Annotated in this window: 12 protein-coding genes; 11 read left to right on the top strand and 1 reads right to left on the bottom strand. The window is 47.0% G+C overall.

The window, feature by feature from the left end; translation table 11 throughout:
- Positions 1-177: 177 nt before the first annotated feature.
- The 9 genes from NYP55_RS02415 to NYP55_RS02375 all read left to right on the top strand — a co-directional run bounded on the left by NYP55_RS02415 (position 178) and on the right by NYP55_RS02375 (position 11,334).
- Complete coding sequence (locus NYP55_RS02415) at positions 178-1,173, top strand: NAD(P)H-dependent glycerol-3-phosphate dehydrogenase (RefSeq protein ID WP_472781504.1); 996 nt, start codon at positions 178-180, stop codon at positions 1,171-1,173.
- 174 nt (positions 1,174-1,347) lie between these two features.
- Positions 1,348-2,493 (top strand): D-alanine--D-alanine ligase family protein, encoded by a 1,146-nt coding sequence (locus NYP55_RS02410; RefSeq protein WP_472781503.1) that lies wholly within the window; start codon positions 1,348-1,350, stop codon positions 2,491-2,493.
- A 12-nt stretch (positions 2,494-2,505) separates the two neighbouring features.
- Positions 2,506-3,516, top strand: a complete 1,011-nt coding sequence (locus NYP55_RS02405; RefSeq protein ID WP_472781502.1) for a lysostaphin resistance A-like protein — start codon at positions 2,506-2,508, stop codon at positions 3,514-3,516.
- Between the two features lie 102 nt (positions 3,517-3,618).
- Positions 3,619-5,001, top strand: coding sequence for a homoserine dehydrogenase (locus tag NYP55_RS02400; RefSeq protein ID WP_464402239.1), 1,383 nt, complete (start codon positions 3,619-3,621; stop codon positions 4,999-5,001).
- Between the two features lie 92 nt (positions 5,002-5,093).
- A complete protein-coding gene (thrB, locus tag NYP55_RS02395) occupies positions 5,094-6,122 on the top strand; it encodes a homoserine kinase (protein WP_472781501.1) in 1,029 nt (342 codons plus the stop codon).
- A 76-nt stretch (positions 6,123-6,198) separates the two neighbouring features.
- Entirely contained in the window at positions 6,199-7,632 is a 1,434-nt protein-coding gene (locus tag NYP55_RS02390; protein ID WP_472781526.1) for a Maf family nucleotide pyrophosphatase, read from the top strand.
- A gap of 702 nt (positions 7,633-8,334) precedes the next feature.
- Positions 8,335-10,398, top strand: coding sequence for a hypothetical protein (locus tag NYP55_RS02385; protein WP_472781500.1), 2,064 nt, complete (start codon positions 8,335-8,337; stop codon positions 10,396-10,398).
- A gap of 224 nt (positions 10,399-10,622) precedes the next feature.
- Complete coding sequence (locus tag NYP55_RS02380) at positions 10,623-10,910, top strand: hypothetical protein (RefSeq protein WP_004129832.1); 288 nt, start codon at positions 10,623-10,625, stop codon at positions 10,908-10,910.
- 133 nt (positions 10,911-11,043) lie between these two features.
- A complete protein-coding gene (locus NYP55_RS02375) occupies positions 11,044-11,334 on the top strand; it encodes a hypothetical protein (RefSeq protein WP_004132974.1) in 291 nt (96 codons plus the stop codon).
- Positions 11,335-11,522: 188 nt separating this feature from the next.
- Here NYP55_RS02375 and NYP55_RS02370 read toward each other — a convergent pair whose 3' ends face one another.
- Positions 11,523-12,464, bottom strand: a complete 942-nt coding sequence (locus tag NYP55_RS02370) for an AEC family transporter (RefSeq protein ID WP_004132973.1) — start codon at positions 12,462-12,464, stop codon at positions 11,523-11,525.
- A 289-nt stretch (positions 12,465-12,753) separates the two neighbouring features.
- On the opposite strand from NYP55_RS02370, the gene NYP55_RS02365 reads away from it, so the two are divergent.
- Both NYP55_RS02365 and rplU read left to right on the top strand, forming a co-directional pair.
- Positions 12,754-16,143 carry an Rne/Rng family ribonuclease gene (locus NYP55_RS02365; protein WP_472781499.1) on the top strand — a complete coding sequence of 1,130 codons (3,390 nt, stop codon included), beginning with the start codon at positions 12,754-12,756 and terminating at the stop codon, positions 16,141-16,143.
- A 178-nt stretch (positions 16,144-16,321) separates the two neighbouring features.
- The gene (gene rplU / locus NYP55_RS02360) at positions 16,322-16,630 is read left to right on the top strand and encodes a 50S ribosomal protein L21 (RefSeq protein ID WP_004111933.1); all 309 of its coding nucleotides are present in this window, start codon (positions 16,322-16,324) and stop codon (positions 16,628-16,630) included.
- The last annotated feature ends 8 nt before the right edge of the window (positions 16,631-16,638 follow it).

The raw sequence follows: 16,638 nt of genomic DNA, 5'->3' as shown, positions 1-16,638 counted from the left end.
CTAATAAAGTCTTCACAAAATGCCCGTAAAGCGCACTGTGTAGAATTATGTAATAGTGTGATTAAAAGTTGACTAAGTTGACTAAGTTGACTATAGCTTGACTAGTTGTAAATCGCTACAAATGGCTTAAAGCCAAAGTGGTTTACAAACTCATAAATCGAAAGGCTAGGCGTAAACATGAACGTTACGGTGTTGGGTGCTGGAGCTTGGGGTACGGCGTTTGGGCAGGTGCTTGCAGACGCGGGAAATCAAGTGACAATGTGGGCAATAGAGCCGCAAATTGTTGAAGGCATTCGAGATAATCACCGCAACGAAGTGAGGCTGCCAATCGTAGAGCGTTTGCCAGAAAACATGACGGCTACGGGGAATCGCGAAGAAGCTGTAGCAAACGCAGACATTGTAGTAGTTGCGATTGCAGCACAATTTGCGCGCGTTGCACTCGAAGAATTTGCTGGCAAAATTCCGCAAAATGCGATTGTTGTTTCGCTTATGAAGGGCATTGAGCGAGCTACAGGCAAGCGCATGGACGAAGTTGTGTGCGAGGCCTTGAACTTGCCGCGCAACCGTTTTGCGGCATTATCGGGGCCAAACTTAAGCAAAGAAGTTGCATTAAGGCAGCATGCTGCGGCGGTAGTTGCGTGCGAGAATCGCGAGAATGCCGAAGTTGTAGCAAAAGCTTGCTCAAACAGCTATTTTAAGGCGTTTGTGTCAAGCGACGTAATCGGCGTAGAAATGTGCGGATCGCTTAAAAACGTTGTTGCGCTTGCAGTTGGCATGGCTAGAGGAGCGGGTTACGGCGAAAACACGGCCGCTATGATTGAAACTCGCGGTCTTGCAGAGTTGACGGCATTGGGTGTTGCGGAAGGCGCAGATTCGCGCACATTTGCAGGACTTGCAGGCTTTGGCGATTTAGTTGCAACTTGTGGGTCTCCGCTAAGTCGAAACTACACTTTTGGATCAAATCTTGGAAAAGGCATGAGCGTTGAAGAAGCAACCGCTGTGAGCAATGGCGTTGCGGAAGGCGTTCCAACTACTAGCGCGGTTGTAGCAATGGGCAAGCGTTTGGGAGTTGCAACTCCGCTTGCAAGCGCAATGGCTCGCGTGTTAGAAGAAGGAATCTCGTGCCAAGAGATGCTTGCAATGCTTTTTGATAACGATGTTTGCGAGGAGTAGTGAAGCGCGAAAGTAGCAGTTGCGAAAGCCGCGCGTTAATCGTAAGCATGCAAATCGTAAGTGCGTTAGTCGTGGTCGCGTAAATCGTAAGCAAAAATAATAATCCAAAACAATTCAAAATAACTAAAATAATCTAAGATAGCTAAAATAATTCAAAATATATAGAGGAAAAAAATGACGAAAAAGCGTGTAGTGTTCTTGTATGGCGGTAAAGCAGACGAACATTCGATTTCTTGCATATCGGCTGCTGGAGTGCTCAGTGCTGTAGACGAGAATCGATTCGATATTGTACGAATTGCAATCACAAAGCAAGGCGAGTGGATTGTTGGTGGCGAAGATCCGCGAAACTTCCGCATGGAACAAGGCGAGCTGCCAGTAATCACAAAAACCGCGCAAACGCGCGATGTTGTTTTAGACCCAGCAAAGGGCGCAGACGGATTTTTGGTGCGAGAAGCAGACGGCACGCTTACAAGCCTAGGGCATATTGACGCAGTTTTTCCAGTTCTTCACGGCCCGAATGGCGAAGACGGCACTTTGCAAGGCTTGCTAGAAATGATGCAAGTTCCGTACGTTGGTTGCGGGGTTTTGGCATCTGCTGCGTGCATGGATAAGTATTACGCAAAGCAGCTTTTTAAGGCAGCGGGAATTAATGTTGCTCCTGGAATCGCACTGGATGCGCGCAAGTTTGAAAGTGACGCGGCAAATCGATTCGTCGCGTACGCAAACGAAATTCTTGAGCAAGTTGAAGAAGCAAGACTAGAGTATCCGCTTTTTGTAAAGCCAAGCCGTGCAGGGTCTAGTTTTGGAGTTACAAAAGTTGAATCGCGCGATGCTAAGGCCTTAGCAGATGCTGTTTTTGAGTCTTCGAAGCACGATTGGCGAGTATTGATAGAGCAGGGAATTGACGCGCGAGAAATTGAGTGCGCGGTTCTTGCAGCGCGCGATGGTGAAGAGCCAAAAGCCAGCTGGCCTGGAGAAGTTGTGCTCGACAAGCGCCAGGCTGGCGAAGACCAGTTCTACGATTTTGACAGCAAATACATGGATTCTGCAGCTTCGCACGTTGAAGTTCCAGCAGATTTGCCAGAAGAGACTTTGCAACGCGTGCGAAAAACTGCGCTCGCAGCATTTAAGGCGGCAGATGGAAGAGGGCTAAGTCGCGTGGACTCTTTTGTAACTAAAGACGGCCGCGTAATCCTTAACGAAATCAACACAATGCCTGGTTTTACGCCAATTTCCATGTATCCAAAAGCTTGGGAAGCAACAGGAATAAGCTACAGCGATTTGATTACAAAACTTATTGAAGGCGTGATTTTAGACTAGTCGGAGGTAAAAATGCGTAAACAGCGTAAGCTTGCAAACAAACAGCATCCAGACGCGTACACGATTGCGCGCAAGCGTCAAGGATCTGTAGGAGTGTCGCTGTGCGTGTTCCTATTTACGTGGATTCTTGCAACGCTTTTAATTGGCGAGTTGATTAGCATTTTTGTTCCAAAAGGTGTTTTAAGTCCTTCGCTAAGCTCCTTTGTTTCTTCGGACGTTGCGCAATACTTAATAGCGTTGCCGCTTGCAATGCTTGTTCTAAGACGCACTCCAGCAATAGAAACTCGCAAGTTTACTATGTCTTTGCGCCAATTTGGCGGATTCTTTGCTGTTAGTGTGCCAATAATGTATGCAGGAAGTTACATTGGGCTTGTTGCTTCTGCGCTTATTTCTGGCGGAAAAGCCGAGAATAGGATTGCAGACGTTGTAGCAGGCGGAAACGTGTGGGAAACGCTGCTTTTTGTGGTATTTTTGGCGCCAGTTGTGGAAGAATGGCTATTTAGAAAGCAAATTATAGACAGGTTGCGCGTATATGGCGAAAAGCGTGCGATTGTGTTTTCTGCATTAGCGTTTGCGCTTTTCCACATGAACATGTTCCAGTTCTTCTACGCTTTTGGACTTGGTCTTGTGTTTGGATACATGTACGTTCGCACGTCGCAGCTTAGGTACAGCGTATTTTTGCACATGATTGTAAACTTCCAAGGAAGCGTTATAGCAATGTGGATTTCAAACAACATGATGGATTCAAATGGAGATCTTATTAAGGTTGAAAACTTGAACACGCAAGAGATTGCGGATTTGGCTCCTGGATTTATGTTTATAGGCCTTTACGCAATGTTTATGATTGTTATGTTTGTGTTTGGAATTGTGCTACTTGCGCGCCGCAAGAGGTATCTTGAATTCTACGATTCGCCGCTGGAGATTCGTGGGAGCGCTGGAACAAAAGCGCTTTACGGAACTGTTGGCGTTGTTGGATTCTTAGTGGTGTCTATTTTGCTGAATTTGCTTATGCTGTTTGTGTAGGTTATTTGTGTAGGTTGAATCTGAGTATGTTTGTGTAGGTTGAATCTGTTTGTGTAAATTGAATTTATTTAATTGAATATTGATTTAAGTTAGGAGGCGTCTATGTTAGACAAAAACAATTTGGAAAGCGCTCAATGCGCAGATGACGATTGCTTTGCCGCAGATCCAATCCGCGTGGGTCTTTTAGGCGCTGGAACAGTAGGATCGCAAACAGCGCGTCTAATAGTGGAAGAAAACGCTGAACTATCTGCAAGAATCGGCGCTCCGCTAGAGCTTGCGGCAGTTGCGTGCTTGCATCCAGAAGATGTGGACGCGCCATGGATTTCCAAAGATCTTCTAAGCGCAGACGCAGGAGCGATTTGTAAACGCGAAGATATAGACGTAATTGTTGAGTTAATTGGCGGTTTGGAACCAGCGCACACATTTGTAAAAACTGCGCTAGAATGCGGAAAATCGGTTGTAACGGCAAACAAAGCGTTGCTTGCAAAGTGTGGTCCAGAACTATATGAATGCGCGCAAAAAAACGGAGTCGATTTAAGCTTCGAGGCGTCTGTTGCAGGCGCAATCCCAATTTTGCGCCCACTTAGAGAGTCGCTTGTGGGCGACAAAATCACGCAAATTTTTGGAATCGTAAACGGAACTACAAACTACATTCTTGACGAGATGACGGTTCGCGGGCTTGATTTTGATTCGGCTTTGCGCGCAGCTCAAGAAAAGGGATATGCGGAGGCGGATCCTACAGGAGACGTTGAAGGATTTGATGCAGCAAACAAGGCTGCGATTTTGGCAACACTTGCATTCCAAATGCCAATAAGCATTGATGACGTTAGTGTTGAAGGAATTAGCGCGATTACGGCTGAAGATATTGCGGCAGCAAGTGCGCAAAATCGCGTGATTAAGCTGCTTGCGGCGGTTGCAAGCGACACGCGTGGCGCAGTGAGCGCAAGCGTTTACCCAGCGTTGGTTAGCAAAGAGCATCCGCTGGCTTCCGTTCATGGCAGTTTTAACGCCGTTTTTGTTAAAGCGCAAGCGGCGGATGATCTTATGTTCTACGGCCGCGGCGCTGGTGGTGCTCCAACTGCAAGCGCGGTTGTTGGAGATATTGTTGGAGCTGCTAGAAACATAGCGCGCGGCTGCAACGATTCTAGCGTGCCAATGTATAACGCCAAATCTTTGGCTTCCACGCGTTCGATTCGTGCGGATTTTGTTGTGCGATGCAGCATGGAGGATACTTCGCTTGCTCTTTGCAGCGAAGTGATGGATGTGTTTGCGGAGCACGGAGTTAACGCGGAACGATTGCCTATGCTTTGCCAAACTCAATACGATGGCGAAGGTGATTGCCCAGCTTGCGGAATCGGCGGCCCTGGCGATTTGCGCATGCTTGTAAAAAATTGTACAGAGGCGGATTTGAGCGCAATTCTTGCGGATTTGCAAAAGGTGGATGCTGTGTGCGCAAAGCCTCTTGCATTGCGAATTATTGAGTAATTGAGTAGTTGAGTAGTTAAGTAGTTAAGTAATTATTAAATAGTTAAGTAATTAAGTAATTTAGTAGGCTGCTCGAGTGGAAAAGGTGCGAAATGAAACCAGTATGCAACAGTGTGTCAGTTTGCGTGCCAGCAACAAGCGCAAATCTTGGGTCTGGATTTGACGTTGCAGGAATTGCGCTTGATTATTCGGATTCGCTAGTTTTTACGCTTGATGATTCGCAAGATGTTCGCGTGATTATTCATGGCGAAGGCGAAGATATGTTGCCAAAAGACGAGACGCATCTTGTTGTTCGCGCGTTTCGCAAAGCGTGCGAAGCGTTTGGCTTGCCGCGTTTGCGATTTACTCTAGAAGCACATAATCGCATTCCGCAGGCGCGCGGAATGGGGTCTTCTGCCAGTGCGATTGTTTCGGGCGTGGCTGCAGCTTGGGCTTTTGCGCATAATGGAGATCTTAATAAGCAAGCTATTTTTGAGCTTGCATCTTCGATTGAAGGCCACCCAGATAATGTTGCTCCAGCAGTTTTTGGCGGATTAACAACCAGCTGGAAGAATGGCGATGAGTTCCACACAGTTCGATACGGCGTTTCTAAGCAAATTCGCGCAACCATTTTTGTGCCGAACTTTACTCTTTCAACGCAAATGGCTCGTCAAGCGCTTCCAGAAAAAGTGCCATATGCAGATGCCGTGTTTAACGTTTCGCGCGTTTGCTTATTGCCGATTGCGTTTGGTGATTTTGGTTATGCTCGCGATTCTGCTGATTCTGCTGATTCTGCCTATGCTTGCGATTCTTGCGTAAAATCCACTCTTTCTAGAAACGATTTGCTTTTTACAGCTACTAAAGACGCTATTCACCAGCAATACCGAGCAAGTCTTATGCAACCAACTTGGGATTTGGTAAAAGCTTTGCGAGACAAGGGGTTTGCGGCTGCAATATCGGGAGCTGGATCTTGCGCAGCGGTGTTCTACGAGGAAAAGTCGGAAGCTTCCGAAGAGGGAAATAACGCCACTAATATAAACGAAAAAATAGAAAAAATTGCAAAGCCGCTTTTAGATGGTTTCGATTGGAAAATTTTGCACGCGCATGTTGATTCTACAGGCGTTGCAATAACTCGCGAATAATTTGTGTGAAGCTGTAAGTGAAGTTATGAGTGAAGTTATGAGTGAAATCGCAAGTGAAATCGCAAAAAGAGGGAATATGACAGTTTCGTTGATTTTGGCTTCTCAGTCTTCTGCAAGAAGAGCGGTGTTGGCTGCTGCAGGCGTGATTCCTGTGATTCATGTGAGCGAGGTAGATGAGCCAGCGGCGTTGCGTAATGCTGCAAATGCGCAAGGTGTTGGCGTGGAGCAGATGAGCGCCGAGGAGCGCGTTTCGATTTTGGCGCGAGCAAAGGCTTTTGCAGTGTATGAGTCGTGGAAGCTTGTTGCAAATGCGGCGGCTTCGGCTAGTGGAGATTTGGTTGTGGGGTATCCGCTGGAGGCTGAGTCTGAATCTTCTAAATTTGAATCTTCTGAATCTGGTAGTAACGCGTTAGCAAGTGACTCGCAATCGCATATAACTCATAACGTAGATACCGCGCAAACTCGCGATTTTTCGGGCGTAAAAGTGCCTACTAAGACTTTTGATATTCACAATTTTGCGCACGCGAATAAGTCTTCTTCTGATTCCAACAGCGTGCTTATTGTTGGCTGCGACTCCATGTTTTTGCTAGACGGCAAATGCTACGGAAAGCCGCATACTCCCGAAGTGGCTGCTGCGAGAATCAAGCAAATGAGCGGAAAAACTGGAGAATTGTTTACTGGTCATTGCTTAATCGACGCAAAAAGTGGCAAAACCGTGTGTAAAGTGAGTCGCGCAAGCGTGACTTTTGCGCATATGAGCGATGAGGAAATCCGCGCGTACGTAGAAACTGGCGAGCCGCTGGAAGTGGCAGGATCCTTTACGCTAGAAGGCTTTGGTGGAGCTTTTATTGAGGGAATTCAGGGAGATCCGCATGGTGTTCTTGGAATCAGCTTGCCGCTGCTAAGGCAGATGGTTTCGGAGCTTGGGTACGCTTGGCCAGATTTGTGGAATAGTCGCAAGCTAGAGGGCGAGGCGATTAAAGACGATCCCGCTTCAGCACAAGTGCCTAAAGAAAACGTGCATCAGCCTGGAGACGGATGGGTTATGTGCGATTGTGGGCGCAAGCATTGGGGTCATAATGGCGCGGCTGGCGTGTTGCTCGCTAGGCGAGACGAGGCCACTGGGCGCGTGACTCACGTTGTTATGCAACATCGCGCGCTTTGGAGCGCGGAAGGCGGCACGTGGGGGATTCCTGGCGGCGCAATATCTGATGGCGAAACTGCGATTGAGGGCGCGTTGCGCGAGTCGTTTGAAGAGGCGAACATAACGTCTCAAGACATTGATGTTGTTGGAGCGTATTGCGAAAGTCACGGAAATTGGCGTTATACAACGGTTTTTGCGTTTGAAAAGCCAGGTCATTGTGTGAATCCGTGCGCACACGACGACGAGAGCATGGAGATTAAGTGGGTGCCGATTGACGATGTGCCGAAGCTAAAGCTACTCACGGCAATGCGCACTGATTGGCCGTCCTTCCGTGCTCGCCTTGATTCTCTTGCCTCGCAAAAGTAGTTGCGCAAAAGTAGCATCGCGAAGATAGTTGTGTGAAGGTAGCTGCGCAAAGAGATCCGCAGTTTGGAAGTAGATTTCCAAATGTTAGCTAGTTTTGCAGAATTTGGAAGTAGACTTCCAGCTTTTGCTAGTTTTTGTTAAATGTAAAATTGCGCTGTACCTCGATTTTCGTGAAAAATCGGCATATTTTTACCCTTGATTTGGTGAAAAATCAGCATATATTGACATTGATTTTCGTGAAATATATACTATAAAACATAGTGTTTTCAACGGTTTTGTGTGTTTGTGTAGTGTGTTTGTATCATAATCCGAGTTTGTTGCTTCTTATCTATGAAATCTTATAAAATCGTATTTATGCGCTGATGCATGCTAGTTTTGCTAGTTGTTAGATGTTATATGGCTTGTGCTTGATTTTTGTAATTTTGCTTGTGATTCATGGGGATTGTGGGAGAGTATTAACAATCCGAATTTTAGAGGGGTCGAATTCGACTCCTTTAAGAATGAGGCTGATTTGTGCAAAGTTTGTGTAAAAAATGACGCGTGTTGTTGTGTGAAAATATTGATTTAGGGCTACGGGGGGGGGGTATTCTGAGTGCTGTATACATCATTTTTAGTGTATAAAAGTCGAAATTTCGTAATGCGATTTTTTGGCGCTCAGATTCTCCCACGTTATTCGTGAAGAGAAAGAAGAAAGGATGAGTTATGTTAAATAAGAAAGCGATTGCTGCTTTCGCTGCCGTTGCAACGCTGGTTTCTGGACTAGCGTTTGCTGTTCCTGCGGCTTCTACTGCGTTTGCTGCGCAATCATCAACTCCTGCCCCAGAGCATAAGACTGAGCCACAGACTCCAGATGAGCATAAGCAGAATCCAGACGTGGCGCCAACGCCAACTCCAAAGGTTGACACGACTAAGGAAGATGCTGAGTTTAAGGCGGCTCAAGATTTAGCCAACCAGAAAGCCAAGAATGCGTTGCTTTTGAAGCAGATTGCCGAAGGTAGTGTTAAAGCCTTGCAAGAAAAGGTTGCTAAGGCTACTGGTGCTGAAAAGGTGAAGCTCCAAGAACAGTTGGAAAATGCTCAAAAGATTGCCAGTTCTTTCAGTGAATTGAATGATAAGGCTACGAGCGTGGCTAAGGCTTACACTCAGACTGCAACCATTCGTAACGATGTTAAGGCTCTTGAAGGCCAAGTTGCGACCGCTCAGGCCGAGTTCGACAAGTTGGCAAAGGAACAGACTGGTCCATCTGGTTCTGAAGCTTATAATAAGGCTGCTGAGGAGCTTGGAAAGTTACAGAAGCAGCTTAAAAGCAAGAAGAATCTTCTCGAAAAGGCTAATAAGGGTGTAACCAAGGCCGAAGAATTGCTCGTGAAGCAAGAAACTAAGGTTCAGGAAGTGCAGAATCCTAAGAAGGAAGAACCTCAGACCCCAAAGCCTGTGACTCCTGTGAATCCAGTGACGCCAACTCCAAAGGTTGACACGACTAAGGAAGATGCTGAGTTTAAGGCGGCTCAAGATTTAGCCAACCAGAAAGCCAAGAATGCGTTGCTTTTGAAGCAGATTGCCGAAGGTAGTGTTAAAGCCTTGCAAGAAAAGGTTGCTAAGGCTACTGGTGCTGAAAAGGTGAAGCTCCAAGAACAGTTGGAAAATGCTCAAAAGATTGCCAGTTCTTTCAGTGAATTGAATGATAAGGCTACGAGCGTGGCTAAGGCTTACACTCAGACTGCAACCATTCGTAACGATGTTAAGGCTCTTGAAGGCCAAGTTGCGACCGCTCAGGCCGAGTTCGACAAGTTGGCAAAGGAACAGACTGGTCCATCTGGTTCTGAAGCTTATAATAAGGCTGCTGAGGAGCTTGGAAAGTTACAGAAGCAGCTTAAAAGCAAGAAGAATCTTCTCGAAAAGGCTAATAAGGGTGTAACTAAGGCTGAAGAAACGCTTGTAAAGCAGGAAACTAAGGTTCAAGAAGTTCAGAATCCTAAGAAGCAAGACCCTCAGGCACCAAAGTTTAACGTTCATGACGTTCTCGCCAATGTTAATGGTGATAAGGTTGCTGACTATAAGTTGACTCCAGCTGATGTGAGCGAGCTTGTTGGTGAAAAGAAGAATACAGATCCAGTTGTTCCACCAGCTCCAAAGCCAGTGACTCCAACTCCAAAGCCAGTGAATCCTGTGGAACCAGACCATACGACTCCGTCTAATCCTTCAACTCCATCGGATGATACTCCATCTTCGACTCCGTCTGTAACAACTCCATCCGCTTCGACTCCTGCTGGCGCATCTCAGTCTGCTCCTGCTGCTGGTGTTCCTGCGGCTCCTGCTTCTGTTGCTGACTTGTTGCCTGCTTTGAAGGGCATGATTACGGCTGGTGCTAATAATGTTGTTGTTGCTGGCGTTGTGAACAGGGTGACTTTGAGTATTTCTAACCAGGCGTTCCTTGATCGCTTGAACCGTGATGGTTCTGCTAAGGCTTATGCGTTCATTTACTCTAGCCCACGTCTTCTTAAGGGTGCTGATGGTGCTAATTATGTGACTGTTCGCTTGGTTAATGGTAAGCCTCAGTTTGATGCCATGTTCCCAGCTGGTTATTCTGGCAAGCATACGGTTGTTCTTGTTGATGAGCAGGGCAATCAGCTTGGTTGGACTAACATTACTGTGAAGAGTGGTGTTAGTGGTTTGCCTAATAGTGGTGTTGGTGTTGCTTTGACTGCTTTGGCTGCTAGCGTTTTGGCTGGTGCTGGTGCAGCGTTCCGTAAGATTCGCCGCTAAGCTATTTGGCTGTGTTTAGCTCTGAATGGTGCTGAACGCGTAGAAACTATATGATAAAGGCCTTTGTGTGTAATGCGCGCAAGGGCCTTTTTGTATGCTTTTTACATGCTTTGCGCCAATTTGCATTAGGCTTTTTGCATGCTTTGATTAGTTCGATTAGCCATATTTTGATAATCTCTGGCACAATGTGATAACATTTCGTATACGAAATATTAGGAGTGATTATGGCTAATTTTCGCGGTGAAGGTGGCGTTGACGTTACCGATGAAATGCTTGATAAATGGGAAAATGATGCTGAAAAAGGCATATATCATGGAAAAGCTGGTAATTTACGTATTAAAAAGCCGCTTGGCAGACCGCCTCTTTATGAAGAAGCTATGCTGCCTATAACTTTCCGCATATCTGCTGAAGATGCGGAGGCTCTAAAGGCTTCTGCTGATAAGCAGGGTGTGAAAGTTGGGGACGTTGTTCGAGAAGCGTGCAAACTGCTTCTTGCTCAAAAAGCAAGATGATTGCAAAGTGTTGTGATTGCTTAGCTTTTAATATGTCGCTTGTTTTTTTTGTAAAGCTTGAGAACAATGCAATACTTATAATTCATGCGAATCGGCTTACAAAAGGATTTTTACAAGAGATAAGGGATGCAAGATGAGTAGGAATACGTATACGGCAGAAAATGGATTCGTTATTACAGACGATATTGTTGATAAGTGGGCTGCAGAAGCGGAAGGCAATTTTTCTGGTGCTGCTGTTACAGAGTTTTCTGGAAGAGCTTGGGAAGATGAGACTCAGCCATTGAAGCCGCGTACTGTTAGGTTAAGTGATACTGTTTGGCATTTAATCGAAGATGATGCGAAGCGCAGAAAGATGACTGTGAGTGCGTGGACTAGAAAAGCTATACTTAACGAATTGTCTAATGAGCTAGCGTCGCAAAGGTAGCTGTGCGCTTTTTGCGCTCCGACATGCCTTCGCGCTTAAAGCGTAGCGCGCGAAGGTAATTCGGAGCGCTGAGCTTGCTTAAAGTTGAAAGCACGGTGTGCTTTCAACGCAAGCGAAGGCGTTAGCGCGCTTAGGCCGCGCTAACGACGCGACACGCCGTGAATCAGCTACAAAGTGCGGAGGATTAATCACCCCAAAAGTGCTGCGATTAGCGCAATAAAAATCGGACTCGTAATAGTAGAAAACAGGATTCCGTCGCGCGCAAAACTCAAGCCAACATTGTATCGTGCAGCGTAATTGTACACGTTCTGACCAGTCGGAAGAGCCGCCAGAACAACGCATGCGTAGAGCGTAGCACCTCTAAAGCCCATAACAAAATAAGCCAGCAAAAACGCAACAATTGGCATAATCAGATTTTTAAGAATCGCAACCGTCGCAATCGCAGCGCGATTAGAATCCTTTTGTAGCGGCTTGCTGCCGTAAAGCGACATTCCAAAAGCCATCAAAATCATAGGAACCGCGGAATCGCCAATCATCTTAATCGGGTCATAGAGAAAATTCGGAACAGGGAAATATCCAACTTTTGCGGAAATTGCCGAAATAATAATTCCTCCAAGCGACCCGATTAAAAGTGGCTGTTTAAGCGGCTGCTGAGTAATGCGCTTAAGCGAGCACTTTCCAGTAGTTGTAACGTCTAAAACCGTTAGTCCAACAGGCGTAAAAACAGCTTGCTGCATAACTAAAATCGGTGCAACAAGCGCGGGATTTCCAAGAATATAAGTTGCAACAGGCAAGCCAATGTTGTTCGAGTTTAAGTAAAGCGAGTTAAGCGCGCCAATTGTGCAATCCGCTGCAGGAAGGTGGAAGAACAGGCGATTAAGCAAGATGAACGCGATTCCAACAATCATTGCGGAGAAAAACGCAACAAAAATTGACGAGTGGAAAATCTCAAAAATTGGCTCTTTTGCAAGGATTGCAAACATTAAACAAGGACTAGATACAAAGAAGCTTACGCGATTAAGCACCATTTGTGCTTGCGATCCGCCGATGCGAAGACGCGCGGTTACGTAGCCTGCGGCAATTACGATGCCGATTACGCAAAAGCCTTGCATAGCGCTGATTAAACCCATGCAAACGATTTTAGCGCTGATTTTGCGATTGGGGTAATGCGAAATTGACTTTTAAGAGCGTATGTTGTTTGACGTTGCAATATGGCATACTAGAGAACGGTGGCGCTGCAAGCCGCCAAAGCATTCGACGGCGTCGATCCCCTCGCGCGTTTTATCGCATGATTTTATTGAGGCAGGTGTCCGCTGTCGCGCAGCTAGACTTTATTAACAGCCCGAGGGGTGGCTCGCATAAGCGTGCCAATTCCAGGCTAAGAGCGCGAGACGATTGCAGCGTTTCGCTAGGAGCATTGTGCCCAGAGTAACGCGAGAAAGCTTCAACGTATTTGAAGCAGACGATAATAAAAAAGATAAAAATGAAAATGCTAATTCTAGTGCTAGCGAGAATGCTGGTGCTGATTCTAGCGTGAATTCTAATGCTAGCGTAAATCCTAATGCTACTTCCGCTAGAGTTGGCGGCGTTGTTAATGTTGTTTCGGGCTCTAAAGATGCTGCTAACGGCGTGCGTCGCAGGCGCGCTGGAAGGCGTGTAGTTAGAGTTGCAGGTGCTGCTGGCGAATCGATGAAGTTGCACGTTGAAGGCGGAGATACTCAAGATTTGCGCTCTGGAGTAGCGGCGGCGGATTCTGCGCCTTTTGTTGCGGATTCTGCGGCAGATAGTTCTTATACACAGCAGCAATCTCAAGCACATTTGCGACCAATAACATCGCTTTTGTTCCAAGAGCCAGTTTTGCCTCAGCGCGAGCATTCTGATGAAAGCCGCGATGCGGATTCGGATTACGAAGATTCAAGCAGTAATAAGCGCGATTCGCACAGCCGTCGTGATTCGCGAGATTCGCGAGATTCTCGCAGTAAAGACGATAGTAGGCGAAATAGCCGCGAGTCGCGTAATAATCGCAAGTCAACAGACAATAGTTTAGATTTTAGCGAATCATTTGAAAACAAAGACGATTTTAGTGAAGACACAAATCGCAATTCTAAAAAATCGCGTAAAACTCGCTCGAATAAGTCTTATGCCAAAGCTAAAAGCGGCCGCGAAACTTTTGACGATAATTATGATTTGCAAGACGACGATACGCAATTGATTCGCGTGCGTTCTAGAGCAAATCGAGACGAGAAAAACGCGCAAATTGAGCGAGATAAAAATGCGAATCAAGATGAATCGCAAGCAAGTGAGCGCGGCGAGTATGGAAGCCAAAACGCCCGAAAATCGCGCAAAAATCGCAGACTTAACGCTGCAGAGCGCAGAGCTGCTGCCGAAGTTGAGCAAATCGAAGAAGACCTTGAATACGACGATATAACTTACGCTCCAATCGAAAATCGTAAAGCTGGAAAAGCCTCTAGAAGACTTGACTATGGCGATTTTGAGGATGACTTTAGTGACGAATCTGCTCGTAGTCGCGTTGATAGTGCTGACAACTTTTATAGCGCTGATAACGCAGATCGAGCAGATAGTGCAGATCGCGCTGATCGCGCAGATTCAAATGAAGTCTATGCAAAAGAATCCGATTTGCAAGACGACGAGGATGGCGTTATAACAAGGCGCAGGCGTCGCAGGCGCTCCTCTAGAGTAGATAGGGCAGATAATGCCAATAAATCTGCAGAATCCGAGGATTCTTCCTTTAACTCGGCATCAAGCAAGTACAGCGTAGACGAAATTGAGGTTTCTCAAGAAGACCGCGATTTGATTCCAGACCCAGAAGAATTGCGATCTCAAGACGAAGAAGTTTACACGCGTAGGCGCAGGCGTCGCAGGTCTAAGCTTGCAGATGATTCAAGCACGAGCGAATCGCGATTTGACTCTTCGGATACGGATTCGCAAAGTCGAAGGTCTAGAAAACAGCAATATATTGACGAAATCACGGATATTGAAGGCTCCACAAGGCTTGAAGCCAAAAAGCAGCGCCGCCGCGATAATCGTAGGGAGCGCAACCGCCAGAACTTGCTTATGGAGCAAGACTTTTTGGCAAGGCGTGAAAACGTTGACAGACTTATGGTTGTGCGCGAGCGCGATCGTCACACGCAAATATCTGTAATCGAAGACAACATTCTTGTAGAGCATTACGTTTCCGACATTCAAGAAGTTGCAACCGTTGGAAACATTTACCTTGGCCGCGTGCAAAACGTTTTGCCAAGCATGGAGGCTGCGTTCGTAGACATTGGTCAGGCTAGAAACGGCGTGCTTTACGCTGGCGAAGTCAACTGGGATACAACCAGGCTAGAAGGTCAGCCGCGAAGAATGGAGCTTGCGTTTAAGGCGGGAGACCCTGTTTTAGTGCAGGTTACTAAGGACCCTATAGGCCATAAGGGTGCGCGATTAACATCGCAAGTAACGCTTGCTGGAAGGTTCTTGGTGTTGGTGCCGTCTGGAGCGATGACGGGCGTAAGTCGCAAGCTATCCGACCGAGAGCGCAGCAGACTTCGCGCAATCGTAAGCAAAATCGCACCTAAAGACATGGGCATAATCATTAGAACTGCTGCCGATGGTGCTAGTGAAGATGCGATTGAAAAAGACCTTGAGTCGCTTGTAAAGCAGTGGGATCGCATAGAAGCAAAGCGTCAGGAATTCTTGCACGGAAAGCGTCCAAAGCTGTTGCAAGGCGAGCCAGATGTGGCGATTCGCGTTGTGCGAGACATATTTAACGACGACTTCCAAAAGATGATTGTGGAAGGCAAGGGCGCGTACGACCGCATTTGCGAATACTTGGAGATGATGGCGCCTGATTTGCGAAGCAAGATTGAGTACTGGGATCCTGCAGAGCATGAAGGTAAAGACGTGTTCGACAAGTGGCAAATCGACAGCCAGCTTAGAAAAGGCATGGAGCGCCAGGTTTATCTTCCTGCAGGAGGTTCGATTGTTATTGACCGAACGGAAGCAATGACAACGATTGACGTGAACACGGGCCGCTTTATTGGCCGCGGAAAGTCGCTGGAAGAGACTGTGACTCGTTGCAATTTGGAAGCTTCCGAAGAGATTGCGCGCCAGCTGCGACTTCGCGATATTGGCGGCATGGTTATGATCGACTACGTAGACATGGTTATGCCAGCAAACCGCGATCTTGTTTTGCGCCGTCTTGTTGAGTGTCTTGCGCGCGACCGCACAAAGCATCAAGTTGCGGAAGTTACGTCTCTTGGCCTTGTGCAAATGACGCGTAAGCGAGTTGGGCAGGGGCTTGTTGAAGCGTTTTCGGAGGAGTGCCCAACGTGCAAAGGCCGCGGGTTTATTCTTCACGACGAGCCGACTGTGTCTTCGGAATACGCCGATCCGTACGCGCTTAAGGGCGGAGATCCGTTTATTAAGACCAATAAGCACGGCCACGGAAGCCTTGCGGACACTGCGCCTACAGTTAAGCAGGAGTCTAGTGCGGATGTGCGCGCTAAGTTGGCGAAGATTGCGGCGGCTGCGGCATCTTCGGCGTTCTTTGAGGAGTCTTTGCGCAGAAGTTTGGACGGCGGTAAGGATGATGCGGATTCTGCGGATTTGGCGGATTCTGTGGATTCTGCGGATTCTGCGATTAGTGAGGATGCTGCGAATGCGGCGTTTGCTGGCGATTTTTCAGTAGATGAGCCAGTAGATAAGCCAGCGGAAGAGTCGCAAGCAACCGTTGAATCGCAAGAAGCAACAGACGAGTCGCAAGGAAAAGACGAATCGCAAGAAAAAACAGACGAATCAGAAAACTAAAAACGCCCAAAGTATAAGGCTTGAGTACAATAGTTTCTACTGTTTAGCTCGACTTTATGGATTAGCTCTTGACGTTAGTACAGGGGTAGGTGTATTTTTGATAGTCGGTGTCTTGCCGCATGTTCAATGCTGCGCGCGAGGCAAAAGTAAAGCTTTCAATTTAGCTAAGGAACGAATTATGTACGCGATTGTGAAGGCCGGTGGCCATCAAGAGAAGGTTGAGGTTGGAGACGCCATCCTCGTAAACCGTCTCGATGCAAAGAAGGGCGATACCGTGGAATTCCCGGTCGCGCTCGTTGTTGACGGTGCTAAGGTGACCTTAAGCGCTAAGGATCTTGCAAAGATTACAGTTAAGGCAGAAGTTCTTAACGACGAAGCTAAGGGTCCAAAGATTAGCATTATGAAGTATAAGAACAAGACTGGCGTGGCTCGCCGCAAGGGTCATCGTCAGAAGTTGACTCTCGTCAAGATCACGGCCATCGCCTGATTGACGGT

It is taken from the genome of Gardnerella sp. c10Ua_31 (genome assembly GCF_055700915.1).
The sequence above is the reverse complement of the archived record's forward strand: the minus strand, read 5'-3'. Positions and strand labels throughout refer to the sequence as shown.